This is a genomic window from Neisseria sp. P0017.S009, assembly GCF_051957375.1.
Taxonomy (GTDB): Bacteria; Pseudomonadota; Gammaproteobacteria; order Burkholderiales; family Neisseriaceae; genus Neisseria; species Neisseria perflava.
This window is the reverse complement of sequence record NZ_JBQCWL010000003.1, coordinates 235,842-258,233: the sequence shown is the minus strand read 5'-3', so window position 1 is coordinate 258,233 and position 22,392 is coordinate 235,842. Positions and strand designations below refer to the sequence as shown.

Here is a 22,392-nt window from a genome sequence, read left to right as displayed (position 1 = left end):
ATGTTTTAATATTGCGGTTCTAGTGTTTACGATGCTTCCTATATGCTTGCATTTATGGAAAGAAATTAGAGATAAAAAAATTAAATATATTTTGATATCAGTAATGTATTTAATACTTTCTGTTGCATCATTTTATGACATGACCAAATAAATTATAAATTTAAGGCCGTCTGAAATCTTTTTCAGACGGCCTTTTTCGATTCAATCCGTTATTTCACTTTGTCTTTCAATGCACCGTAGCCGGCTGCGTCCATTTCTTCCAAAGGAATGAATTTCAAACTTGCGCCGTTGATGCAATAGCGCAGGCCGCCTTTGTCTTTCGGGCCGTCGGGGAAGACGTGTCCCAAGTGTGAGTCGGCGGCGTGGCTGCGCACTTCGGTGCGGCGCATGTTATAGCTGAAATCGTCGTGTTCGGTAACGGCGGAGGCATTAATTGGATGGGTAAAACTCGGCCAGCCGCAGCCGGAATCAAATTTGTCGGCAGAGCTGAACAGGGGTTCGCCGCTGACGATGTCCACATAAATGCCGGGTTTGAACAAGTGGTCGTATTCGTGGCTGAAGGCGTATTCGGTCTCGCTGTTTTGGGTAACCTGGTATTGCTCTTCGGTCAGAATGCGTTTGAGTTCAGCAGCGCTGGGTTTTTTATACGTTGCCGCGTCAAAGCCTTTGCCTTGAGGGACGGCTTTGGTTTTGCTCGGCAGCGGTTCGTCGGCTTTGCGGATGTCGATGTGGCAGTAGCCGTTGGGGTTTTTAATCAGGTAGTCCTGATGGTATTCCTCGGCGTCGTAGAAGTTTTTTAGCGGCTCGTTTTCGACGACGAGGGGAAGTTTGTATTTTTGCTGCTCGCGTTTGAGTGCGGCGGCGATGACGGCTTTTTCGGCGGGGTCGGTGTAGTACACGCCGCTGCGGTATTGCGTGCCGGTGTCGTTGCCTTGTTTGTTGAGGCTGGTTGGATCAACGACGCGGAAGAAATATTGCAGGATATCGTCTAGGCTGAGTTTGTCGGCATCATAGGTGACTTTAACGGTTTCGGCATGGCCTGTATCGCGGTAGGACACGTCTTCGTAGCTTGGGTTTTCCGTTTTGCCGTTAGCGTAGCCGGATACTGCGTCAACCACGCCGTCTATGCGTTGGAAATAGGCTTCCAAGCCCCAGAAGCAGCCGCCGGCGAGGTAGATGGTGCGCGTATTCATGATTGCTGAATCCTTTTTCTGTGTGTCGGGTTTGTAAAATGTGTTTTTCAGACGGCCTATATCGGCATTCGGGTCGCGGATTAAAGCCAATGCCTGCGCTTCGTTGATGCTGCCTTTGACGATGCGCTGCACGTCGCCGTCTTTGCCGATTAATGCCCAAGAAGGGTAAACACTGATATTCAGGCTTTGGGCGATGGTGCCGCCGTTGTCGGTAACGACGGGCAGCTTAGGATAGTTCAAACCGGAATACCATTTTTGAAAGTCGCCGTCTTTTTTCTCGTGTAGAAAACCGGGCGAGGCAACGGTAATCAGGTTGGCAGAACCGAATTTTATATCTTGCGCCCATTTTTCGGTTTGTCCCAATTCGGACAAACACAAAGGACACCAACTTGCCCAAAATTTAATCAGGGTGGGTTTGTCTTTTTTTAGGAAAACACTGGCAGGGCGGTTGTCAGGGGTTTTTAATGAGGACAATGCCTGCGGTACGGTTGCGGCTTCGGTATCCATCATTTTGGATGAGCAGGCGCCAAGCGCAAGCAGGCAGCCGAACTTGGTGCAAAGTGAAAATAATGTGCGGGGATTCATCTCTATGTTTCCTGTATGGATGGTTTATCTTATTAGACGTTGGAAATGCCAAAACCTGACAACCTTGATTTTCAGACGACCTTGCCACGTAAAATACGCTACAATACTCCCTATTTCAAGTTTCTAAAATTAAAAGGAAAATTTAATGTTCAGCTTCTTCCGTCGCAAGAAAAAACAGGAAACTCCGGCTCCCGAGGAGGCTCAAGTTCAGGAAACCGCAGCAAAAATAGAATCTGAAGTTGCTCAAGTAGTTGAAAATATTAAAGAAGATGCCGAATCTTTAGCAGAAAGCGTCAAAGGGCATGTTGAATCAGTTGTCGAATCGGCTGTTGAAACTATCAGCGAAACCGTCGAGCAGGTTCGGGAAACTTTGACCGAAACGCCGTCTGAAACAGTTGAAAAAGTAGAAGAACACGTTGAAGCGGCAAAAGAAGCGGCTGTTGAAACCGCCAGCGAGACTGTTGAACAGGTAAAAGAAACCGTTGCCGAGATGCCGTCTGAAGCGGTCGAGGCTGCTGAAGAAGTGGCAGAACAGGCTGAGGCAGTCAGAGAAGAAGCTGTTGAAACCGTCAGCGAGGTTGTTGAGCAGGTAAAGGAAACCGTTGCCGAGATGCCGTCTGAAGCGGCCGAGGTTGCTGAAGAAGTAGCGGAACAAGCTGAAGCAGTCAAAGAAGAAGCTGTTGAGGCAGTTAGCGAGACTGTCGAGCAAGTTCAAGAAGCCGTTGTGGAAATACCGGTTGAAGCCCCTGCTCCGGCAGAAGAACACAAGCTCAGTTGGGCTGCGCGTTTGAAACAAGGCTTGACCAAATCACGCGACAAAATGGCAAAATCGTTGGCCGGCGTGTTCGGCGGCGGACAGATCGACGAGGACTTGTACGAAGAGCTGGAAACCGTGCTGATTACCAGCGATATGGGCATGGAAGCCACCGAATACTTGATGAAAGACGTGCGCGACCGTGTCAGCCTCAAAGGCCTCAAAGACGGCAACGAATTGCGCGGTGCGCTGAAAGATGCGCTGTACGACTTGATTAAGCCTCTGGAGAAACCTTTGGTCTTGCCGGAAACCAGGGAGCCTTTCGTGATTATGCTTGCCGGTATCAACGGCGCGGGTAAAACCACGTCTATCGGCAAACTCGCCAAATACTTCCAAGCGCAGGGTAAATCTGTGTTGCTGGCGGCAGGCGATACTTTCCGTGCCGCTGCGCGTGAGCAGCTTCAAGCTTGGGGCGAGCGCAACAATGTAACCGTGATTTCGCAAACCACAGGCGATTCCGCAGCCGTTTGCTTCGATGCCGTCCAAGCCGCGAAAGCGCGCGGGATCGACATCGTGCTGGCTGATACTGCCGGCCGTTTGCCTACGCAGCTTCATTTGATGGAAGAAATCAAAAAAGTGAAACGCGTGTTGCAAAAAGCCATGCCGGATGCGCCACATGAAATCATCGTTGTTTTGGATGCCAACATCGGTCAAAACGCCGTCAACCAAGTGAAAGCCTTCGACGAAGCGCTGGGTCTGACCGGACTTATCGTCACCAAGCTAGACGGTACGGCCAAAGGCGGTATCCTTGCCGCCCTTGCCTCCGACCGCCCTGTTCCTGTCCGCTACATCGGCGTAGGCGAAGGCATCGACGATTTGCGTCCGTTTAATGCCAAAGCGTTCGTGGATGCCCTATTGGATTAAACAGACAGGTTGAGGTTTGTAAACGCAGTTTGCGGGGGATTTCTGAGCCGTATTTTGAAAGGCTTCGCATTCGGTTGGTACAAAAGCCAAACAGGCTGTTAAAAAGGCCGTCTGAAACCTAAAATCAGGTTTCAGACGGCCTTTATTTATTTACGGGTTTAGTTTTTCCGTGCGGTAACAAACTTTGCCAGTTGGCGCAGGCGCAGGGCTTTGTCGCCGAATGGCTCGATCAGGGCAACGGCTTCTGCAATCAGCGTTTCTGCGTAAGTGCGCGCGGCCTGCAGGCCCATCAGTTTGACGTAGGTCGGTTTGTCGTTGTCCGAGTCTTTGCCGGCGGTTTTGCCCAAGGTGGCGGTATCGGCTTCGCAGTCCAATACATCGTCGATCACTTGGAAAGCCAAACCTAATTTGGCGGCGTAGCGGTCTAAGGTTTGGATTTGAGCCGGTGTTAAGTCTGGGCAGGAAAGTGCGCCTAAGGCCACGGCCGCGCGGATGAGTGCGCCGGTTTTGAGGCTGTGCATCTGTTCCAATTCGGCCTGATTCATGGCTTTGCCGACATTGGCAAGGTCGATAGCTTGTCCGCCCGCCATGCCGAGGCTGCCGGATGCCTGGGCCAGCGTGGACAACATGGCAAGCTGACGTTCGGCAGGCAGGCCTGTCGGACGGCTCAGTACATCAAAGGCTTGGGTTTGCAACGCATCGCCGACCAAAAGGGCGGTTGCTTCATCGTATTGCACATGGCAGGTCGGTTTGCCGCGGCGCAGACTGTCGTTGTCCATCGCCGGCATATCGTCGTGAACCAACGAATAGACGTGTACCATTTCGATGGCCGCCATCGCCTGCTCGACGGCATTTTGGTTTGCTTCGCCCAATTCGGACGCGGCAAGCACCAAGAGTGGACGCAGCCGTTTGCCGCCGCCGAGGGTAACGTAACGCATGGCTTCGTGCAGCGTGTGCGGAACTTGGCTTTCAGACGGCAAGAAATGCGCCAGCAGCAATTCGGTTTGCGCTTGGGCTTTTTGTTGCCATGTTTTGAGTTCATTCGCCGGGTTCAAGGTTCAACTCCTTCAGTTCGCCGGCATCCAAGACTTGCAGTTTCTGCTCGACTTCCGCCAATTTGGTTTGGCAGTATCTGACCAATTCGTTGCCTTCCTGATAGGCAGCCAGGGCGTCTTCCAGCGGCATTTCGCTGCTTTGCATGGCCTGGGTCAGGGTTTCGAGGCGGGATAAGGCTTCTTCAAAGGATTGGGGGGCGTTTTTTTTCATGGTTTGAAATGATGGGCAGAAAGGGGGAATTGTAGCATTTTTAGATGATGAAGGCCGTCTGAACAGGGATGAAAACGAAATCAAAGATTTCTGTTTCTTTGTTCAGACGGCCTTTTTTCAAACGAAATAACGTTATCAACCCGGTAAAACGGCTTTTTGATAGTTGAGCGCGATAAACTGCTTCTCGGCATCCAATTCAGTGATTTTGAACAATGCCTGCGATTTGGGCAGCGCGTCAAACGGAATACCGGTCGCGCGCGTTACCAGCGGCAGGCCTTCAATGCGGACGAGGTCTTCTTTGAGGATGGTGGCCGTCAGCTCGCTCGTGCCTTGCTGCTGCAGATAGACGAGGCTCCAGTAGGCTTCCATTTGGCGTTGGAAGTCGGCGTAGGCTGTATAGGCGGCATCAAAGTCGCGCAGCGCGGCGAAAAGCTCGGCATCGCTGTTTTGATACAGTGGCTCGGCAGAGTCGTCGATCAGGCTGATCAGCTGCTTTTGGTTGATGTAGTCGGCGGCGCGGCGCAGAGGCGAGGTAAACCAGCCGTAATGCTGCACGCCCATGCCGATGTGCGGCTCGGATTTGGTGCTCATGCGCACTTTGCCTGCCGGTTGGACGCGGAAAAGGCCGGGCAGCTCGTTTTCATCCAGCATTTGTGCCCAAGTGCTGTTGGCAAGAATCATCATCTCGCTGACCAGCGTATCAATGGGCGAACCGCGTTCGCGGCGGACAACGGATACGTTGCCTTCCTCATCCAATTCGATGCTGTAATCGTATTGCGGCGCACGGTCGGGCTCGTATTTGCCGCGCGCTTTTTGTAAGGCGATGGCAAATTGATAGAACCAAATCAGGTCTTGATGGTGGGCAAACATCATTTCGCCTGCTTCGTCCAAGCCAGTTTCGGCGTTGAAATGCGGCTCGATGGTTTGAATGCGCAGGTTTTCGGCGATGTTGACCGCTTCGATTTTGCAGGTCGGCTCGCCGACGTTGAACTCGCTATCTACATCGAAATAAATGCTGATGGAAGGGCGGTATGCGCCTGCATCAAGGCTGAACGCGGCAATCCAGTTTTCGGGCAACATAGTGATTTTGCCGCCGGGGAAATAAACCGTGCTTAAGCGTTCCATGATGTTTTTTTCCATTTTGTCGCCTTGTTTAATGGCAAGCGACGGCGCAGCGATGTGGATACCGACGTGTTTCATGCCATTGCCCAAGTCGGTCAGGCTCAAGGCGTCATCGACTTCGGTGGTCGATTCGTCATCAATGGAAAAGGCGGTAACGTCAGCCTTAGGCAAGTCAGGCATTTCAGGAAGCGGAAGGTCGGGGAAGCCTGTTCCTTTTGGGAAATATTTGATTTCAAACCCGTCTTGCAGGTATTGGGGAATGGACGTAATACCGCCCGTTTTTTTCGCCAGTTCGTAGGCCGAGGTTTTCAATGCATCGGCGGCTTTGGTAAAGGCTTTGTAGGTCAGTGACTGCTTGTCGGGCGCGTGTAAGATGGTTTTCAAATCCGCCGCGATTTCAGACGGCATCTCGCCGCGTTTCAAGGCTTCCGCCCAAGCGTCGATTTGTGCGTCTTGCTGTTTTTTGCGTTCGATGGCGGCAAGCGCTTGTTTTAAGGTTTCTTCGGGCGCGGCTTTGAACACGCCTTTGGCTTTTTTGTAGAAATACATCGGCGCGGCGTAGAGTGCAATCAAAGTCGCCGCCAGCTCGGTTTTGGTCGGCGCATGGCCATAATATTCTTCGGCGATGGCTTCGGCGGTAAATTCCTCTTCGCCGCATACTTCCCACAATAAATCGGTGTCGATGTCCGCCGCCTGTGCCTGCGCGTTCTCCAAAAATGCCGCCATATCGCCGTCAAACTCAGCAAAGACATTGTTTGCCTTCACTTTGGTGCGTTTGCCGTGTTGGGTATCGACTTGGTAGGTGGCGTCGTTTTTTTGGACGATGGAGGCAACTTTGAATTGGCCGGACTCTTCGTAAAAGATATTCATTTTTTTAGGATTTTATGATTTGTAGGAAACGCGTGATTTTAGCAGATTTGCACAAGAAAGGCCGTCTGAAAAACATACTTTCAGACGGCCTGTTCAAATGGCGGATACTTAATACTGATATGTTGCCAGTTTGCGTTTGATTTCAGGCAGGGCGGCGCGTGCGGCCTGTTCGCCCAGTTGGATGGCGCGTTGTTTTTGGTCGAAACCGCCAACCGAACCCAGCTCCAAAACCTGCGGTTTGATGACCACATTGGCTTGGCCCAATTCTTGGCGCAACGCAGTTTGACTCATTACGTTGAAGGTCTGGTCAAGATAGGAGAACATACCTTGGCTGACGTTTTTGGCCGGACGGGCGGAAATATCGACGGCAATGATGAAGTTTGCGCCCATTTTTTTCGCCGCGCTGACCGGTACGGGTTGCGACAGGCCGCCGTCTACATATTTGCGGTTGCCGATGACGACAGGCTGGAACACGTTCGGAATCGAAGCAGAAGCGCGGACGGCCTGTCCGGCATTGCCTACGTTAAATACCACCGGTTTGCCGCTTTCAAAATCGGTCGCGACGGCGGCAAATTTGATGGGGAACTGCTGCATCGGACGGTTGCCGACTTTGCGGTTGATGTAGTTTTGCAGTTTTTCGCCTTTGATGAAGCCGCTGGTGGACAAGGTCAAATCTACCAAATCGGTTTTACCCAAAATTTCTGCTTCCAATTCGAGGCGGTCGGGCGACATTCCCGAAGCGTACATACTGCCGACAATCGAGCCTGCGGATGTACCGGTAACGATTTTTACCGGAATATTGTTTTCTTTCAAAACCTTAATAATCCCGATATGGGCAAAGCCTTTGGACGCGCCGCCGCCCAAAGCCAGCGCAACCGTGGCTTTCGGTTTGGGTGCAGTATGCGAAACCGTATTTTGACCCTGCGTAGAAGGTTTGGATTGCGGTGCGTTGCCGCTCGGACAGGCAGCCAATACCAAGACGGACGAAGCGGCTAAAAACGTTTTGAATGTGGAAAAAAGTTTGTTCATGTTCAGACAGCCTTTAATATGTCGAAAGGGTTATTCTACTCTGAAATTAAGTCGAAAGGCCGTCTGAAATCAGGTTTCAGACGGCCTTTTAAATCAAGCTTAAGCCAATTCGAGCTGTTTTTCCAAACTTTCGACCAGTTGGTCGTCCAAATTCAAAGCTTGGGACAAACGGCTCAGGAACACGATTTCCTTGCGCGACAAGTCCGCGCAGACCAATCGGGCCGCCAAATAAGTTTCGGTTGCCAAAGCCTCGTCGCTGCCGACCGAAGCGGCAATTTGCTCGATGGAGGCCGGTTGCGCATATTCTGCCTGCAACCATGCCGCCGTTTCCGCATCACTGCCGCTTTCACGCTCGATGGCCGCGCGTTCCGCATCGTCAATCAGGCCGTCTGAAGCCGCCGCCGCAATCATTGTTTGTAAAATCACACGGCTGTGGTTTTCACCAATCAGACCGGCAGGTTGGAACGCACTTTGCGGTAATTCGTCCTGCTGGCGGTTTTGTTTCCAGTTTTGATAGCCTTTATAAGCCAGAAAACCCAAAGCAGCGACCGAGCCGGCCTTTACCAGCTTCTTCGTGTTTTTCTTTTTCAACAGCATCGATGCCAAAGCACCCGTCAGCGCACCGCCGCCGAAAGAATTGAGCGGGCTGTCCGCCACCGCTTTGCCGCCTTTTTGAGCCGCACCCAAAACCTGATTGAGCAACTGACTGAAATCCATAAAAAAATCTCCTGAAAACAAATACATTGCAAATATAGGGCAGAAACACCAAAAAACCAAGCCAAAGAAAGTTAAAAGGTGCAAACAAGTTTTCAGACGGCCATAGCCGACTTTCGGTACAATCACACCATTCCAAACAATAAACCCCATCATGACCGATACCGCCCAAATCATTACCAGCTATGGCCGCCGCTATATCGTCCGCACCCCCGACGGCCAAACATATGACGCCACCACCCGTAAAAAACGCGTCGATTTCGCCTGCGGCGACCAAGTCCGCATCAGCCCCATCAACGGCGACCAAGTCGTGATTGAAGACTACCTCCCGCGCGAAAGCCTGCTCTACCGCCAAGACGCGTGGAAAACCAAACTGATTGCCGCCAACGTTACCCAACTGCTCATCGTAACCGCCGCCAGCCCCTCACCCAGCGAAGCCCTGTTGCAACGCGCCCTCCTCGCAGCCGAAGCGGCCGGCATCGACGCCGTTATCGTCCTCAACAAAGCCGACCTCCCCGAAACCGCCCAATGGCGCGAGAAACTCAAATTCTACGAAACCCTCGGCTACTCCGTGGTCGAAACCAACGCATTGGAAAATGCCGACATCCTGCGTCCCATATTAGAAGGGCAAACCAACATCCTGCTCGGACAAAGCGGCATGGGCAAGTCCACCCTGACCAACGCCCTACTCGGCAACCAAGCCGCCCGAACCGGCGACATTTCCACTGCGCTCGACTCCGGCAAACACACCACCACCCACGCCCAACTATACGATTTAAACGCAGAAACCCGACTCATCGATTCCCCCGGCCTGCAAGAATTCGGCCTGCACCATCTCCAAGCCGCCGATTTATTGCAATACTTCCCCGACCTGCGCCACCTTATCGGCCAATGCCGTTTCCATAACTGCACCCACCGCGCCGAACCCGGCTGCGCCGTCAAAGCCGCTGCCGAATCAGGCAAAGCCAAACCCGAGCGTATCGAATTTCTGCAACGCGTTACCGATGAATTATTGAAATAAAGTTTTAACGGAAATAAGCGTTTGGATAAATAAAAAGGCCGTCTGAAAGTTTCAGACGGCCTTTTGTTGAAGCATAACCAAATTTACCTTTCAATCGGTATCGCTACCTTAGCGGGAAAGAGAAGGTGCTTTTCGTGGCGGATTGATCATGAGAAGCACGGCTTCTTCAATTTGTTTGTCCTCCCGATCATGGAGTTCTACCGGAAACTTCAGACGCAACACTGTAATAATAGCGCCAACCGATAAACCTGCATCATTAAGCAATTCGATTTCTTTAAGTACAGGAGCGGAAAGGTTTAACATGGTTTCTCCTTAAGATTTGATATAAGCCTTAGCCCACTTTATCCCCGGGCTGTGCGCCTGCGTCAACGTCGAGGAGCTTCAGTTTGCCCTCTGCCGTGGCGGCGGAGAGGATCATGCCTTCGGATACGCCGAATTTTGCCATTTTGCGCGGGGCGAAGTTGGCGACGGCGATGACCATGCGGCCGTTCAATTCGGCAGGATTTGGGTAAGACGCGGCGATGCCGGAGAAGATGATGCGTTTTTCAAAACCGAAATCGAGGTCGAATTTCAGGAGTTTGGTGCTGCCTTCGACAGCTTCGCAGTTCAATACTTTGGCGACGCGCATGTCGATTTTCATAAAGTCGTCGAAGCTGGCCTGTTCGGCGACTTTTTCGTATTTGCTCTCTTCGGCGGCAGGCGCGGCTGCGGCGGCGATGCTTTGTTTGTTGGCTTCGATTAAATCGTCCACTTGTTTTTGCTCCACTCGTTGCATGAGGTGTTCGTATTTGTTGATGGCGTGTTCGCCCAAGGTTTCGCGGGTATTTGCCCAAGTGATGGCTTCCAAATTCAGGAATTTGGCGGCATTTTCGGCCACTTTCGGCAATACGGGGGCGAGGTAGGCGGTCAACATGGTAAAGGCGTTGATGAGCTCGCTGCATACTTCGTGCAGGCGTGCGTCTTGGCCTTCTTGTTTCGCCAGTTCCCAAGGTTTGTTGGCATCAACGTATTCGTTGACAATGTCCGCCAATGCCATGATGTCGCGCAGGGCTTTGGCGTATTCGCGGCTTTCGTAGCATTCGGCAATAGCTTCGCTTTGCGCAGTCAATTTTGCCAGCAATGCGCTGTCGGCAACGTCTTTCAGACGGCCTTCAAAGCGTTTGGCGATGAAACCTGACGCGCGGGCGGCGATGTTGACGTATTTGCCGACGAGGTCGCTGTTGACGCGGCTGATAAAGTCTTGCAGGTTCAAATCGATGTCTTCGATTTTACTGTTGAGTTTGGCGGCGATGTAGTAGCGCATCCACTCGGGGTTCAGGCCTTGTTCCAAATAGGATTTGGCGGTGATGAAGGTGCCGCGCGATTTGGACATTTTTTGTCCGTCCACAGTCAAAAAGCCGTGTGCGTACACTCCGGTCGGGGCGCGGTGGCCGGAGAAATGCAGCATGGCAGGCCAGAACAGGGCGTGGAAATAGAGGATGTCTTTGCCGATGAAGTGGTACATCTCGGTTTGGCTGTCGGCTTTGAAGTATTCGTCGAAATCGACGCCGATGCGGTCGCACAGGTTTTTAAACGACGCCATGTAGCCGACGGGCGCGTCCAGCCAGACGTAGAAATATTTGCCCGGCGCGTCGGGGATTTCGAAACCGAAATACGGCGCGTCGCGGGAGATGTCCCAGTCGGACAGGGTGGTTTCTTCGCCTTCGCCCAGCCATTCTTTCATTTTGTTGAGGGCTTCGGCTTGCAGATGGGGCTTGCCGTCGTGCGGGTTGTTGCCGGAAGTCCATGCTTTGAGGAAGTCGGCGCATTCGCCCAGTTTGAAGAAGAAGTGTTCGGATTCGCGCAATTCGGGTTTGGCACCGGATACGGCGGAATACGGGTTGATCAGTTCGGTCGGGGAATAGGTCGTGCCGCAGACTTCGCAGTTGTCGCCGTATTGGTCTTGGGCGTGGCATTTCGGGCATTCGCCTTTGACAAAGCGGTCGGGCAGGAACATTTGTTTTTCGGGGTCGAAAAGCTGCTCGATGACGCGGCTCTCAATCTTGCCGTTGGCTTTCAGCGCGCGGTAAATGTCTTGGGAAAACTGTTTGTTTTCAGGGGAATGGGTGCTGTAATAATTGTCGTAGCCGATGTTGAAGCCGGTAAAGTCGGCGAGGTGCTCTTCGCGCACTTTGGCGATCATATCTTCAGGCGCAATGCCTTGTTTTTGCGCGGCAAGCATCACGGGCGTGCCGTGGGTGTCGTCGGCGCAGCAGTAGTAGCATTCGTGGCCGCGCAGTTTTTGGAAACGTACCCAAACGTCGGTTTGGATGTGTTCGACCATGTGGCCGAGGTGGATGCTGCCGTTGGCATACGGCAGCGCGGAAGTGACAAGGATTTTGCGTGTCATGGTTTGTGCTTTTAAAAACAATGGATAAAGATGTCGGGAATTATACCGCAAAACAATACGCAAAGGCCGTCTGAAACCCGATTGCCGGTGTTTCAGACGGCCTTTTATTTATCGGCTGCGTATGGGATCAACCGTGTACGCGTTCGATTTTTGCGCCTACGCCGCCAAGTTTTTTCTCGATGTATTCATAGCCGCGGTCGAGGTGGTAGATGCGTTCGACGATGGTTTCGCCTTCTGCGACCAAGCCTGCCATGACGAGGCTGGCAGAGGCGCGCAGGTCGGTTGCCATCACGACGGCGCCGGAGAGTTTTTCTACTCCTTTGATGTAGGCGGTGTTGCCTTCGGTGGTGATGTCTGCGCCCATGCGGTTGAGTTCAGGAACGTGCATGAAGCGGTTTTCAAAAATGGTTTCCACCACGCGGCTGCTGCCTTCGGCAATGGCGTTCATGGCCATAAACTGCGCCTGCATGTCGGTTGGGAAGCCTGGGTGGACGACGGTACGGATGTCCACGGCTTTGGGGCGTTGTTGCATGTCGATGGAAATCCAGTTGTCGCCTGCTTCGATGATGGCGCCGGCTTCTGTCAGTTTGTTTAACACAACTTCCATGGTTTTCGGTGCGGCATTGCGCAGGACAACTTTGCCGCCGGTCATGGCGACGGCGCAGAGGAAGGTACCGGCTTCGATACGGTCGGGAACGACGCTGTGTTCGCAGCCGTGCAGCTCTTTTACGCCTTCGATGGTCATGGTTGCTGTACCGATACCGCTGATTTTCGCGCCCATTTTAACGAGGCATTCGGCCAAATCGACGACTTCGGGCTCGATGGCGCAGTTTTCGAGGATGGTGGTGCCTTCTGCGAGCGTGGCCGCCATCAGCAGGTTTTCAGTACCGCCTACGGTTACGACATCCATGGTGACGCGCGTGCCTTTCAGACGGCCTTTGGCTTTGACGTAACCGTGTTCGATGGTGATTTCCGCACCCATGGTTTCGAGGCCTTTGAGGTGCTGGTCAACGGGGCGCGAACCGATGGCGCAGCCGCCGGGCAGGCTGACTTGGGCTTCGCCGAAGCGGGCGAGGGTCGGGCCCAAAACCAAGATGGATGCGCGCATGGTTTTTACCAGCTCGTAAGGTGCGCAGGTGTTGTTGACAGTGCCGCCGTTGATTTCAAATTCGGAGATGTTGTCGGTCAAAACGCGTGCGCCCATGCCTTGCAGCAGTTTTTGGGTGGTTTTGACGTCGGCGAGCATGGGTACGTTTTTCAAGCGTAAAGTGCCGGAAGTCAGCAGGCCGGCACACATCAGCGGCAGGGCGGCGTTTTTCGCGCCGGATACGATGATTTCGCCGTTGAGGGGGCCGTTGGCAGAGATTTTGAGTTTGTCCACAGGATGTCTTTCGTTATTTGTCTGCACGGTTATGCCGCACAAATGAAATGAGATGATAATAAATCATCAATTATAAGGGATTATGCCCTTGCTGTTAGATTTGGCAGTATTAAATTTTCACAAGGTTTGTTTAAGTTGCGAAAGGATAAGATTTCAGGCCGTCTGAATGGTTCAGACGGCCTGTTTGCCAAGGCTTATTTTTTGGCTTTAAAGCCTAAGAGGTGTTGCGTGGTGGCCAGCCATGCGCCGAATACGCCCAGCGCGATGACGAAGCCGAATACCAGCGACACTTCGCTAAATGTGAAGAAACGCCAGCCGATGTTCAGGCCGTAGGGTTTGAAAATCGCGTCCACCAGCGGCCGTACTTCGGCCAGCAGCCAAGCCGACAAGCCCAGGCTGACGGCGGCGGAGAAAATACTCTGCCACATTGCCTGATAAAGGAAAGGACGGCGGATGAAGGAAGCGGGCGCACCCAACAGCTTGGTGATCTCCAACTCTTCCTTGCGGCTGAGGATTTGCAGGCGGATGGTGTTGTGTGCCACCAAGACAAAGGCCATGCCCAAAGTCAGCGAGAGGAACCATAAAATCTTGCGGATAAATTCGTTGATACGATAAAGGGTCTGTACCCATTCGGTATCCATGGTTGCAGATTCGACGCGCGGCAATTTGGTAATGTCTTTATAGATGGCCTGCATCTGATCTGGAGAAGTGGCAGGGTCGGGCGTAACGATAAAGACGTCGGGCAACGGGTTGCCATCGAGCATGGAAACGAGGTTTTGGTCGAGATTGGTCTGCAATTCTTCCAAACCTTCCTGCTTGCTGATAAAGCGGACTTTATCGATACGGCTGTCGCGTTGGAGCAGGTTTTTCACCGTATCGGCATCAGAATTCGCCGCATCGGTGTCCATATAAACCGTAATCTGCGGCGATTCGTTGAGTTTGCCCAATACGCTTTGCCCGCTTTGGATGCCCAAATACATAAACAGCGGCAAGGTCATGGCAACGGCAAGCATGAGCAGGGTCAGCAGCGTGCCGATGGGTTGGCGCAGAAGCTCTTTGAGTGCGGCGCGTGCCGATTCGACGTGTAACGAGATGTAATGAATCATACTCATGCGAGGCGTCCTTTCTGCAGGCGCAAGACGCGGTGGCCGTAATCCGCCATCAGCGTTTCATCGTGCGCCGCAACGATCACGGTCGTGCCTGCTTCATGGAAGGTTTTAAACAATTCCATAATATCCAGCGCATAGGCGCGGTCGAGGCTGGCGGACGGCTCGTCGGCAATCAGCAGGCTGGGTTGGTGAACCACTGCGCGCGCGATGCACAAACGCTGTTGTTCGCCGCCGGACAAAGTGATGGGCATATCGTTTTCACGGCCTTTCAAGCCGACTTTCTCAATCGCAATACGCGCGCGCTCTTCCGCTTTGCGCGGCTGGTAGCCGCTAATCCGCAAAGGCAGGATAACGTTTTGCAAGACATTGCGGTCATAGAGGATTTTGTGGTCTTGGAAGACAATGCCGATATGTTGGCGCATAAAGCCGATCTGATTGTCGCTCAAGGTGCCGAGGTCTTGATTGTTGAACCAAACCTTGCCTTTGGTGGGCTTGGTAATGCCTGAAATCAGCTTCAAAATGGTGGATTTGCCCGAACCCGAATGGCCGGCAATAAAAATCATCTCACCTTTGTTAATCTGGAAACTGACATTTTTCAGGGCTTCGAAACCGCCGGGATAGGTTTTGGAAACTTGTTCGAAACGGATCATGGGTTTTCCTGAAAATAGGGATTCAGACGGCCGGCGTCATCGATAGGGCAACATGCCGTCTGAAAAAATGGGGTTATTCACAGATTATAAATATTTCGGCTGCTTTTTGATAGTGAAACCCCGGTTCTGTCTGTGGATACACTGCCGGTTTGCAACACAAAACAACATGGTTTGAAAAAGGCCGTCTGAACGGTTGGGTTTCAGACGGCCTCGGTATCAGCGTAGGTTAAGCACCCTATCCGCTGTTTTATTTACATTTGGTTTTGGCCAAATTCACGGCGGCGGTCAGGCTTTTTTCGTTGACTTCGCCGGTGATGGTTTGTTTGTAGCCGCATTTCGGCGCTTCAACGACTGTAAAGGGCAATACGCCGACGTTGTTGCCGTGGGCTTTCATGAAGTTGCGGCTGTTGGCGCCGGTGTAACGCCAAATCGGATAGCTGACCGGCGTTTGTTTTAGGAACTTGCCGATGTTGTCAGTGGTATCCAGCGCGATGCCGACCATATCGACGCTGCCTTTTTTCTGCGCTTTGTACCATGCCGACATGGCGGGCATTTCTTTACGGCAGGGGCCGCACCAGGTTGCCCAAAGGTTGACCACGCGCACGGGGGCTTTGAGCGATTCCAGGCTTTGCGGTTTGTTGTCCTGCCAACCTGCCGTTTCGTCGGCGGCAAAGGCCGGCGCAGCGGTAAAAACGGTGGCGGACAGTAGAAGGGCGGTTAAGGCTTTCATGGTTGTATCCTTGAGGTTGCCAATCGAAATTGTGTTTATTGTAAAACGGTTTGGTGGGTATGCCTACCGATTCGTATCAAGATATCAAGTAAAAAGTTTGAGTAAAAATCAGTTGCAGACGATAATAACCGCCATCATTGAATGATTTTGCAATAATACGGAGACTTTCATGCCGTCTGAATTCACACTTTATCACAACCCGCGTTGCAGCAAATCGCGTGCCGCGCTGGCTTTGCTCGAAGAAAAAGGCGTTGCCGCCGACGTAGTCAAATATCTGGATACCGCGCCCGATTTGGCGACTTTGCAGGATATGTTTGCCAAACTCGGCATCGAGTCGGTGCGCGGCATGATGCGCACGAAAGACGATTTGTACAAAGAATTGGGTTTGGACAATCCCGATTTGGACAATGCCGCCCTGCTTCAGGCAATCGCCGAACACCCTGCCCTGCTCGAGCGTCCCGTTTTGGTAACGCCTACGCGCGCAGCCATCGGCCGTCCGTTGGAAAACATTGCCGCCCTACTCGGCTGACGGGGTTGGATAAGGCCGTCTGAAGATGATTTCCCTGCTTAAAAGCCGCAATGGCTTGCGATACTACCTATTTCGCGGCCTTGCTTTGAGCGTTTTGTTGGTGTGCGGTATTTTTTTGAGTGGCACATGGCAGATTTACCGGACAGGTTTGCAAACCTTGCCGAAGGACGCTCATGCCGATGCGGCGGTGGTGTTGGGTGCGGCGGCGTGGGACAAACGCCCGTCGCCGGTATTCCGTGAGCGCATCAACCATGCCATCACGCTCTACCAAAGCCATCGGGTCGGCAAAATCATTTTCACCGGCGGTACGCCCAAAAAAGGATTTATGACCGAAGCCGAAGTGGGGCGCCGATACGCACTCAAGCAGGGCATACCGGCGCACAATATCCTGTTTGAAAACACGTCGCGCAACACTTACGAAAACCTGCGCAATGTCGTCCCCATCATGCACGCCAACGGAGTCGGCAGCATTATCGTTGTCAGCGACCCGTATCATTTGGCTCGCGCCGAAGAAATGGCCGCCGATTTGGGCTTGTCAGACGCGCAGTTCTCTGCCACACCGACCACGCGCTTTGACGAGCGCAGCAAGAAAGCCAAGTTTCTGATGCAGGAGAGCTATTCTTTGTTTCTCTACCGTATCGGCAAATGGAGCGATGCGGTTTGGAATTGGATAGGTGGTTGAGCCTTCGGTAATCCATGTAAAAGGCCATCTGAATCCTTTTAGGTTTCAGACGGCCTAAATGTATGCTTACTTATTGATATTGATTTGCAGCTGCACTGCCAAAAATGACTACAGCTACAGCCAGTACCAGATAGATGACAAACAGAATCAAGGCAGCCTTGAAATAATTGGCTTTATTCGGATTGGTGTTTGAGCCGAATGCCCATACAAGCGTCATAACTATATTGACTAGCGGAATCATCAAAATCAAGTTTGTTAGCAACCATTCTTTGATGCTGACGACCGGAGCCTGAGGCTGGTCGATTTGGTTTTGTCCGTTCATACGTACCCAGTAATTTTGTTGAAAGAACAGTAATTATACTCATTAAATCTTTATCGGCATAGCATGTTCAGGCCGTCTGAATCTTCAGGCGGCCTGAGCCTATGATTTTTGCAGCCACTATTTCAATCGGATGTAAAACGTACCGTCCGGCACGACGGGCAGGTATTTGCGGTAGAAGTCCAGATAGGTCTTGTTTGGGTCTATGTCGGCAAACTGCTGCGGATACAGGGTTTTGGCGATAAATTGCGCGCTGGCCAAATCGGTGAGCGAGCGGGAGGCGGTGTGGTAGATGCCGTAAACGCGTTTGTTTTTGACGGCAGGAATGTCTGCCCAGCCTTTGCGTTTGACAAATCCGGCCAGGCGGCGTTGCGCATCGGCCTGGCTGATGCCTATGCCCATCGCCATAATGCCAGGCTTGTCTTTATGGCCGTTTTCCGTCCCCGAAATGACGATGACGTCGGGTTTGGACGTCAGGAATTTTTCAGGGTTTATTGGTCCCCAGTTTTTAACGTAAGGCGCGGCGATATTGTTGCCGCCTGCTGTGTCGGCAATCGCGCCCCACATATCTTTGCCGAAGGTGTAGCTGTATTCGGACGGGCCTTTGTCGCCGAACTCGATATAGATTTTCGGTTTGGACTGCTTGGCGCGCGCGACGCGTTTTTGGATGTCGGCAATGCCTCGGGCGTATTCGGCGGCAATTTTTTGGGCGCGCGCCTGCGTACCGTTGAGTTCGCCGAAAATTTCCGCACTGCGCGTGTGCCGCGCGACGGTTTCGGCGTTGAAATCGACCACGACGACGGGTATGCCTGCCGCTTTAATGCGCGGCAGGTGGGTGGCGACGGCCTTATACTGCCAGTCGGCCAGAATCAATACGTCCGGCTTGAGCGCGAGCGTTTTCTCCAGTGAAAACGTGCCAGTGCTGATGTTGCCGATGTCCGCAATGTTTTGCAGCGTAGGCAGCTTCTGTTTGAACATCGCCCAGCTGCCGGGATTGAATTTCTCCCAAAACTCACGCGAAATGCCGATGACGTTTTTAAATTTGTCCGCACCCGTTACCGCGATATAGTCGGGATAGTAAAACGCCAAAACCGCGCGTTTGACAGGGACATCGACTTTGACTTCGCGTCCCAATACGTCTTTGATAGTTTTGATTTCAGCTTGGGCAAAAAGGGGCAGGAGGGCGAGGGCGGTAAATAAAGCGCGTTTGTTCATGAGCGGATACTTTCAAAGAAATAATTATCATTTGTCTTGTTTTCAGGAGAAAAGTTCCCAGACGGTCCTTCTGCGCCGACATTATTTTCAGACGGCCTTACATTGTTTAAACCACGCCGAAAAAGTAAAATAACTGTTTTAAAAGATTTTGGAGCCATCATGACCGTCAAAACCCGTTTCGCCCCCAGCCCAACCGGCTACCTGCACATCGGCGGCGTACGCACCGCCCTGTTCTCATGGGCGTTTGCCCGCCATCATAAAGGCGAGTTCCTATTGCGTATCGAAGACACCGACTTGGCGCGCTCTACTGCCGAATCCGTCAACATCATCCTCGACGGCATGAAATGGGTCGGCCTGAACTACGACAACGCCGACAACGTCGTGTACCAAACCCGCCGTTTCGACCGCTATAAAGAAGTCATCGCCGAACTTTTAGAAAAAGGCCATGCCTACTACTGCTATTGCAGCAAAGAAGAGCTGGAAGCCATGCGCGAGAAAGCAGAAAAAGAAGGCACGGCGACGTACGATCGCCGTTGGCGTCCGGAAGAAGGCAAAACTCTGTCCGAAATCCCTGCCGACGTGCAACCTGTTGTCCGTTTCAAAACGCCTTTGGACGGCGTGACCAAATGGACAGACTTGGTCAAAGGCGAAATCTCCATCCCCAACGAAGCGCTCGACGACCTGATTATCGCCCGCGCCGACGGCACACCGACCTACAACTTCTGCGTCGTGGTGGACGACTACGACATGGGCATTACCCACGTTATCCGCGGCGACGATCATGTGAACAACACCCCGAAACAAATCAACATCTTAAAAGCCATCGGCGCAAACCTGCCCGAATACGGCCACCTGCCGATGATTCTCAACGAACAAGGCAAAAAAATCTCCAAACGCAGCGGCGATACCGTTGCCATTACCGATTTCGGCGCAATGGGCATCCTGCCCGAAGCCATGCTCAACTATCTAGCACGCTTGGGCTGGGCGCACGGCGATGATGAATTCTTCACGATGGAACAATTCATCGAATGGTTTGATTTGAAAGACGTTTCCCCATCCCCAAGCCGTATGGACTTGAAGAAACTCTACTGGATTAACGGCGAACACATCAAAATCACCGCCAACGAAAAACTGGCCGAAATGGTGAAACCGCGCCTCGCCCTGCGCGATATCCATGAAACAAGCAAGCCTGCTTTGGAAGACGTGTTGGCATTGGTCAAAGACCGCGCCCAAGACCTGAACACACTTGCCGACGAGTGCCTCTACTTCTACGTCAAACAAACGCCGGCCGAAGCAGACGTGCAGAAGCACTGGGACGACGAAGCCGCCGCCCGTATGCTGCGCTTTGCCGAACGCCTCGAAGGGCTGGAAGACTGGAACGCCGAAGCCATCCACGATCTCTTCAAACCTTTCTGCGACGAAGAAGGCATCAAAATGGGCAAACTCGGTATGCCCCTGCGCCTCGCTGTCTGCGGTACGGCAAAAACCCCAAGCGTCGATGCCGTATTGGCATTAATCGGCAAAGAAGAAGTGTTGAAACGGATCCGTTCGTAAGGCATGAATGATAAAAGGCCGTCTGAAATGTTTCAGACGGCCTTTTTATTTTGAACAGGATTTATTTATTCTTCTTCGTTCAGTTTATTTTTATCTTTTTTGCGCCACAGGCCTTTAAACAATGCGCCTGCTGCAACAGCACCGAAAATAATCAGTTTGCCGAATTTAGCCAGTAATGCGCCGACCAAAGCTAATAATCCCAGTTTTTTTGCAGCGATACCGCCAACCAAGGCAGCCAGTCCGTATTCAGCCACTTTGTCGGTTGCGGCATTGAAATCACTGTAGCGCTTGCCTTCATTGAATTCGATATTACCCAACAATTCTTGCACAATAGGTTTGTATTGATCTATGCTTTTCAAATCGGTGATCATAGTCAATTCAATATAGCCTTCGCGTCCCAGCTGGAAAGTATTGTAGTTGATGGCAGGATTGGGATCGGGTTCGTTTTTATTCAGAACGTCAATCGACCAAATCAGACGATGGGTCTTTGCATCATATTGCGGTTTTTCTACCCAGCCGCGTGTTTCCAATTCCGGCAGGTTGCGGGAGGCACGCTCTTTATTTTGTTCCTCGGTGCCTTCTTTCAGTTGCTCGAGCATGGCCTCAACATCCCATTCTTTGGCATCATCGTCTTTGATATAGCCGGAATCGGTAAAGGTTAGGTCTACCATCCAATTAGTATCACCGTCCTCGTTTTCCGACTCGGGGAGAATCAGGCCGTAGCGGTTGGGGTCTGTGGCGTTGCCTGCTTCCCTCATCATGGCATTGGCGCGATTTTTTTTCACAAAGACCATTTTTGCAGGCAGTTTCAGTTTGGCCTGATTGCCCAAATCAACGGTTGCTGGGCCTTGGACGATCTGGTCGTCAACGTAGTTTGCGATAGAGTCTGAGGCTTGTTGCGCTTCTTGCCCGGATGCCTCAACGGCAGAAGCGGTATCAGCGTTGGCTGCAGAAGCCGGTAGGGTTTGGATAGATAGTAGGGCTGCCAAAACGGCATAGGCGAGACGGTTGCTTTTCATCATAGGGTTCTCATGAAAGAAGAATTAAAAAGATGCAGACAGCCGCAACACCATATGCTCCGGCATGACTAAAGGGTAAATTTTACAATAAATAAATCATATTTACATATTTAAATATGACTGTAATTTAAAAAATACAGGAAAGCTTTTTGACGAGAGGCAGAGCCATCATTGTGAAACTCAAAAAGGCCGTCTGAAAATTTTTCAGACGGCCTTTTATAATAAAACCAGAAAATAATGGAATAAGGCGGAGAATATGAGAAAATAATAGCCGCCTGCCTGTTACAACTGCCGATTGAATTAACTTTTATCGGCAGCCTGAATGTCCGGATTGGATAAAATAAGCCATCAAGAACAAAGACCAACAAGCATATTATGTAAACTTGGCGGCGGAAAAATCGGCTCTGCGCTTTACTTTACAAATCAAACAACTTTAAAGGAAAACCCATGAAAAAAACCTTACTTGCCCTGATGATGTTATCCGCCGCTGCCGCGTATGCCGGTGAGGCGGAAGACCGTTTGCTGTCCGTCCAATCGGTTTACCGTGCCGCTTTGCATGAGCAAAACAGCAACGACAGCAAAATCATTTCCCTGCAAAGTGATTTGGAAAGCGCGCAGCGCCGTTTGCAGGCCGCACAATCCGATATTGACCGTTTGAAAGGCGAAATTCAGACGGCTTTGGCTCAGAAAGAGCAGCAAAATGCCAAGCTGCAACAAGCCGGCCAAATGTTGGACGCGGCTTGGAATGCCGTTTACGGCGTAGGCGGCAGCAAGGCGAATCAATAATTTAGACATTGTATTATTTGCGTTTTACGCTTCTTTTATCATATTTATAAGGAAACCTCATGTCCCTACCTTCCTGCCCGAAATGCCACTCCGAATACACTTACGAAGACGGTGCCCAATACGTTTGCCCTGAGTGCGCCCATGAGTGGAACGAGGCCGATGCTGCGGCTGCAAGCGATGATGCCTTGGAAGTCAAAGATGCCAACGGCGCGGTATTGCAAGATGGTGATACGGTTGTCTTGATTAAAGATCTGAAAGTCAAAGGCAGCTCTATGGTCATCAAGCAAGGCACCAAAGTCAAAGGCATCCGCCTGCAAGAGGGCGACCACAATATCGGTTGCAAAATCGATGGCAGCGCGATGAACTTGAAATCTGAGTTCGTCAAAAAAGCCTAAAGATTTTATTTTTGAAAGGCCGTCTGAAATCCGAAGATTAGGATTCAGACGGCCTTTGTGCATTTCATTTAAAACAAAATAAATCTTTATTTAAAATTAAATAACTTTAATAGAGTTGAATTTCAGGCCGTCTGAAAAAGCGGCGGCAAAATGTTC

At 51.7% G+C, this 22,392-nt stretch carries 24 protein-coding genes; 8 read left to right on the top strand and 16 right to left on the bottom strand.

Annotated elements, in window-relative coordinates; translation table 11 throughout:
• Nucleotides 1-209: 209 nt before the first annotated feature.
• Nucleotides 210-1,778, bottom strand: a complete 1,569-nt coding sequence (msrAB, locus tag ACTHTG_RS05635; protein ID WP_039861899.1) for a bifunctional peptide-methionine (S)-S-oxide reductase MsrA/peptide-methionine (R)-S-oxide reductase MsrB — start codon at nucleotides 1,776-1,778, stop codon at nucleotides 210-212.
• Between the two features lie 145 nt (nucleotides 1,779-1,923).
• On the opposite strand from msrAB, the gene ftsY reads away from it, so the two are divergent.
• Nucleotides 1,924-3,456: a signal recognition particle-docking protein FtsY gene (gene ftsY / locus ACTHTG_RS05630; RefSeq protein WP_004519177.1), complete on the top strand. Its 1,533-nt coding sequence runs from the start codon at nucleotides 1,924-1,926 to the stop codon at nucleotides 3,454-3,456.
• Between the two features lie 158 nt (nucleotides 3,457-3,614).
• Here ftsY and ACTHTG_RS05625 read toward each other — a convergent pair whose 3' ends face one another.
• The 5 genes from ACTHTG_RS05625 to ACTHTG_RS05605 form a co-directional block, all read right to left on the bottom strand.
• The gene (locus ACTHTG_RS05625) at nucleotides 3,615-4,511 is read right to left on the bottom strand and encodes a polyprenyl synthetase family protein (RefSeq protein WP_004519176.1); all 897 of its coding nucleotides are present in this window, start codon (nucleotides 4,509-4,511) and stop codon (nucleotides 3,615-3,617) included.
• A complete protein-coding gene (locus ACTHTG_RS05620) occupies nucleotides 4,495-4,722 on the bottom strand; it encodes an exodeoxyribonuclease VII small subunit (protein WP_003681131.1) in 228 nt (75 codons plus the stop codon). Before ACTHTG_RS05620 ends, ACTHTG_RS05625 begins: the two co-directional genes overlap by 17 nt.
• 135 nt (nucleotides 4,723-4,857) lie before the next feature.
• Nucleotides 4,858-6,714: a ribonuclease catalytic domain-containing protein gene (locus tag ACTHTG_RS05615; RefSeq protein WP_049335695.1), complete on the bottom strand. Its 1,857-nt coding sequence runs from the start codon at nucleotides 6,712-6,714 to the stop codon at nucleotides 4,858-4,860.
• Between the two features lie 108 nt (nucleotides 6,715-6,822).
• Nucleotides 6,823-7,743 (bottom strand): patatin-like phospholipase family protein, encoded by a 921-nt coding sequence (locus ACTHTG_RS05610; protein WP_049335697.1) that lies wholly within the window; start codon nucleotides 7,741-7,743, stop codon nucleotides 6,823-6,825.
• A 99-nt stretch (nucleotides 7,744-7,842) separates the two neighbouring features.
• Nucleotides 7,843-8,460, bottom strand: a complete 618-nt coding sequence (locus ACTHTG_RS05605; RefSeq protein ID WP_049335840.1) for a tellurite resistance TerB family protein — start codon at nucleotides 8,458-8,460, stop codon at nucleotides 7,843-7,845.
• A gap of 151 nt (nucleotides 8,461-8,611) precedes the next feature.
• Here ACTHTG_RS05605 and rsgA point away from each other — a divergent pair, with 151 nt between their 5' ends.
• Nucleotides 8,612-9,478 carry a ribosome small subunit-dependent GTPase A gene (gene rsgA, locus ACTHTG_RS05600; protein WP_004519172.1) on the top strand — a complete coding sequence of 289 codons (867 nt, stop codon included), beginning with the start codon at nucleotides 8,612-8,614 and terminating at the stop codon, nucleotides 9,476-9,478.
• Nucleotides 9,479-9,586: 108 nt separating this feature from the next.
• Here the strand turns inward: rsgA and ACTHTG_RS05595 are convergent, their stop codons facing one another.
• The 6 genes from ACTHTG_RS05595 to ACTHTG_RS05570 all read right to left on the bottom strand — a co-directional run bounded on the left by ACTHTG_RS05595 (nucleotide 9,587) and on the right by ACTHTG_RS05570 (nucleotide 15,737).
• On the bottom strand, nucleotides 9,587-9,781 hold the full coding sequence (locus ACTHTG_RS05595; protein WP_003747785.1) for a hypothetical protein: 195 nt from the start codon (nucleotides 9,779-9,781) through the stop codon (nucleotides 9,587-9,589).
• Nucleotides 9,782-9,809: 28 nt separating this feature from the next.
• Complete coding sequence (gene metG / locus ACTHTG_RS05590; RefSeq protein WP_049335699.1) at nucleotides 9,810-11,867, bottom strand: methionine--tRNA ligase; 2,058 nt, start codon at nucleotides 11,865-11,867, stop codon at nucleotides 9,810-9,812.
• A gap of 127 nt (nucleotides 11,868-11,994) precedes the next feature.
• Nucleotides 11,995-13,248 (bottom strand): UDP-N-acetylglucosamine 1-carboxyvinyltransferase, encoded by a 1,254-nt coding sequence (murA, locus tag ACTHTG_RS05585; RefSeq protein WP_049335701.1) that lies wholly within the window; start codon nucleotides 13,246-13,248, stop codon nucleotides 11,995-11,997.
• 194 nt (nucleotides 13,249-13,442) lie between these two features.
• Nucleotides 13,443-14,360 carry a permease-like cell division protein FtsX gene (ftsX, locus tag ACTHTG_RS05580; protein ID WP_440360573.1) on the bottom strand — a complete coding sequence of 306 codons (918 nt, stop codon included), beginning with the start codon at nucleotides 14,358-14,360 and terminating at the stop codon, nucleotides 13,443-13,445.
• Nucleotides 14,357-15,007: a cell division ATP-binding protein FtsE gene (ftsE, locus tag ACTHTG_RS05575; protein ID WP_003681151.1), complete on the bottom strand. Its 651-nt coding sequence runs from the start codon at nucleotides 15,005-15,007 to the stop codon at nucleotides 14,357-14,359. Before ftsE ends, ftsX begins: the two co-directional genes overlap by 4 nt.
• Nucleotides 15,008-15,254: 247 nt before the next feature.
• Nucleotides 15,255-15,737: a TlpA disulfide reductase family protein gene (locus ACTHTG_RS05570; RefSeq protein ID WP_049349226.1), complete on the bottom strand. Its 483-nt coding sequence runs from the start codon at nucleotides 15,735-15,737 to the stop codon at nucleotides 15,255-15,257.
• Nucleotides 15,738-15,906: 169 nt separating this feature from the next.
• On the opposite strand from ACTHTG_RS05570, the gene arsC reads away from it, so the two are divergent.
• The gene (gene arsC, locus ACTHTG_RS05565; protein ID WP_004519164.1) at nucleotides 15,907-16,266 is read left to right on the top strand and encodes an arsenate reductase (glutaredoxin); all 360 of its coding nucleotides are present in this window, start codon (nucleotides 15,907-15,909) and stop codon (nucleotides 16,264-16,266) included.
• A gap of 25 nt (nucleotides 16,267-16,291) precedes the next feature.
• A complete protein-coding gene (locus ACTHTG_RS05560; protein WP_107792281.1) occupies nucleotides 16,292-16,948 on the top strand; it encodes a YdcF family protein in 657 nt (218 codons plus the stop codon).
• Nucleotides 16,949-17,018: 70 nt separating this feature from the next.
• Here the strand turns inward: ACTHTG_RS05560 and ACTHTG_RS05555 are convergent, their stop codons facing one another.
• From ACTHTG_RS05555 to ACTHTG_RS05545, 3 genes are all read right to left on the bottom strand, one after another.
• Nucleotides 17,019-17,270 (bottom strand): hypothetical protein, encoded by a 252-nt coding sequence (locus ACTHTG_RS05555; RefSeq protein WP_070826712.1) that lies wholly within the window; start codon nucleotides 17,268-17,270, stop codon nucleotides 17,019-17,021.
• A 117-nt stretch (nucleotides 17,271-17,387) separates the two neighbouring features.
• On the bottom strand, nucleotides 17,388-18,482 hold the full coding sequence (locus ACTHTG_RS05550) for an ABC transporter substrate-binding protein (RefSeq protein WP_107792280.1): 1,095 nt from the start codon (nucleotides 18,480-18,482) through the stop codon (nucleotides 17,388-17,390).
• The gene (locus ACTHTG_RS05545) at nucleotides 18,479-18,640 is read right to left on the bottom strand and encodes a hypothetical protein (RefSeq protein WP_440362637.1); all 162 of its coding nucleotides are present in this window, start codon (nucleotides 18,638-18,640) and stop codon (nucleotides 18,479-18,481) included. The genes ACTHTG_RS05550 and ACTHTG_RS05545 overlap by 4 nt, the downstream gene beginning before the upstream one ends.
• A gap of 1 nt (nucleotide 18,641) precedes the next feature.
• Here ACTHTG_RS05545 and gltX point away from each other — a divergent pair, with 1 nt between their 5' ends.
• Nucleotides 18,642-20,036: a glutamate--tRNA ligase gene (gltX, locus tag ACTHTG_RS05540; RefSeq protein WP_107768607.1), complete on the top strand. Its 1,395-nt coding sequence runs from the start codon at nucleotides 18,642-18,644 to the stop codon at nucleotides 20,034-20,036.
• 65 nt (nucleotides 20,037-20,101) lie between these two features.
• Here gltX and ACTHTG_RS05535 read toward each other — a convergent pair whose 3' ends face one another.
• Nucleotides 20,102-21,058 carry a DUF2167 domain-containing protein gene (locus tag ACTHTG_RS05535; RefSeq protein WP_107792279.1) on the bottom strand — a complete coding sequence of 319 codons (957 nt, stop codon included), beginning with the start codon at nucleotides 21,056-21,058 and terminating at the stop codon, nucleotides 20,102-20,104.
• Between the two features lie 319 nt (nucleotides 21,059-21,377).
• Between ACTHTG_RS05535 and ACTHTG_RS05530 the strand changes: the two genes are divergently transcribed.
• The 3 genes from ACTHTG_RS05530 to ACTHTG_RS05520 are packed head-to-tail and all read left to right on the top strand — an operon-like array spanning nucleotide 21,378 to nucleotide 22,236.
• The gene (locus tag ACTHTG_RS05530) at nucleotides 21,378-21,506 is read left to right on the top strand and encodes a hypothetical protein (RefSeq protein ID WP_440362636.1); all 129 of its coding nucleotides are present in this window, start codon (nucleotides 21,378-21,380) and stop codon (nucleotides 21,504-21,506) included.
• Nucleotides 21,503-21,841 (top strand): hypothetical protein, encoded by a 339-nt coding sequence (locus ACTHTG_RS05525; RefSeq protein WP_004519158.1) that lies wholly within the window; start codon nucleotides 21,503-21,505, stop codon nucleotides 21,839-21,841. The genes ACTHTG_RS05530 and ACTHTG_RS05525 overlap by 4 nt, the downstream gene beginning before the upstream one ends.
• A gap of 59 nt (nucleotides 21,842-21,900) precedes the next feature.
• A complete protein-coding gene (locus ACTHTG_RS05520; RefSeq protein ID WP_004519157.1) occupies nucleotides 21,901-22,236 on the top strand; it encodes a zinc ribbon domain-containing protein YjdM in 336 nt (111 codons plus the stop codon).
• The last annotated feature ends 156 nt before the right edge of the window (nucleotides 22,237-22,392 follow it).

Excerpts from the sequence above, each read along its gene's own strand:
- ACTHTG_RS05615 (WP_049335695.1), bottom strand. The coding sequence starts at position 6,714 with ATGAATATCTTTTACGAAGAGTCCGGCCAATTCAAAGTTGCCTCCATC.
- msrAB (WP_039861899.1), bottom strand. The coding sequence starts at position 1,778 with ATGAATCCCCGCACATTATTTTCACTTTGCACCAAGTTCGGCTGCCTG.
- ACTHTG_RS05525 (WP_004519158.1), top strand. The coding sequence starts at position 21,503 with ATGAAAAAAACCTTACTTGCCCTGATGATGTTATCCGCCGCTGCCGCG.
- gltX (WP_107768607.1), top strand. The coding sequence starts at position 18,642 with ATGACCGTCAAAACCCGTTTCGCCCCCAGCCCAACCGGCTACCTGCAC.
- ACTHTG_RS05560 (WP_107792281.1), top strand. The coding sequence starts at position 16,292 with ATGATTTCCCTGCTTAAAAGCCGCAATGGCTTGCGATACTACCTATTT.
- ACTHTG_RS05595 (WP_003747785.1), bottom strand. The coding sequence starts at position 9,781 with ATGTTAAACCTTTCCGCTCCTGTACTTAAAGAAATCGAATTGCTTAAT.
- ACTHTG_RS05570 (WP_049349226.1), bottom strand. The coding sequence starts at position 15,737 with ATGAAAGCCTTAACCGCCCTTCTACTGTCCGCCACCGTTTTTACCGCT.
- ACTHTG_RS05550 (WP_107792280.1), bottom strand. The coding sequence starts at position 18,482 with ATGAACAAACGCGCTTTATTTACCGCCCTCGCCCTCCTGCCCCTTTTT.
- ftsX (WP_440360573.1), bottom strand. The coding sequence starts at position 14,360 with ATGAGTATGATTCATTACATCTCGTTACACGTCGAATCGGCACGCGCC.
- ftsE (WP_003681151.1), bottom strand. The coding sequence starts at position 15,007 with ATGATCCGTTTCGAACAAGTTTCCAAAACCTATCCCGGCGGTTTCGAA.
- ACTHTG_RS05620 (WP_003681131.1), bottom strand. The coding sequence starts at position 4,722 with ATGAAAAAAAACGCCCCCCAATCCTTTGAAGAAGCCTTATCCCGCCTC.
- ACTHTG_RS05605 (WP_049335840.1), bottom strand. The coding sequence starts at position 8,460 with ATGGATTTCAGTCAGTTGCTCAATCAGGTTTTGGGTGCGGCTCAAAAA.
- ACTHTG_RS05535 (WP_107792279.1), bottom strand. The coding sequence starts at position 21,058 with ATGATGAAAAGCAACCGTCTCGCCTATGCCGTTTTGGCAGCCCTACTA.
- ACTHTG_RS05530 (WP_440362636.1), top strand. The coding sequence starts at position 21,378 with ATGTCCGGATTGGATAAAATAAGCCATCAAGAACAAAGACCAACAAGC.
- ftsY (WP_004519177.1), top strand. The coding sequence starts at position 1,924 with ATGTTCAGCTTCTTCCGTCGCAAGAAAAAACAGGAAACTCCGGCTCCC.
- ACTHTG_RS05610 (WP_049335697.1), bottom strand. The coding sequence starts at position 7,743 with ATGAACAAACTTTTTTCCACATTCAAAACGTTTTTAGCCGCTTCGTCC.
- ACTHTG_RS05545 (WP_440362637.1), bottom strand. The coding sequence starts at position 18,640 with ATGGCTCCAAAATCTTTTAAAACAGTTATTTTACTTTTTCGGCGTGGT.
- arsC (WP_004519164.1), top strand. The coding sequence starts at position 15,907 with ATGCCGTCTGAATTCACACTTTATCACAACCCGCGTTGCAGCAAATCG.
- metG (WP_049335699.1), bottom strand. The coding sequence starts at position 11,867 with ATGACACGCAAAATCCTTGTCACTTCCGCGCTGCCGTATGCCAACGGC.
- ACTHTG_RS05520 (WP_004519157.1), top strand. The coding sequence starts at position 21,901 with ATGTCCCTACCTTCCTGCCCGAAATGCCACTCCGAATACACTTACGAA.
- rsgA (WP_004519172.1), top strand. The coding sequence starts at position 8,612 with ATGACCGATACCGCCCAAATCATTACCAGCTATGGCCGCCGCTATATC.
- ACTHTG_RS05555 (WP_070826712.1), bottom strand. The coding sequence starts at position 17,270 with ATGAACGGACAAAACCAAATCGACCAGCCTCAGGCTCCGGTCGTCAGC.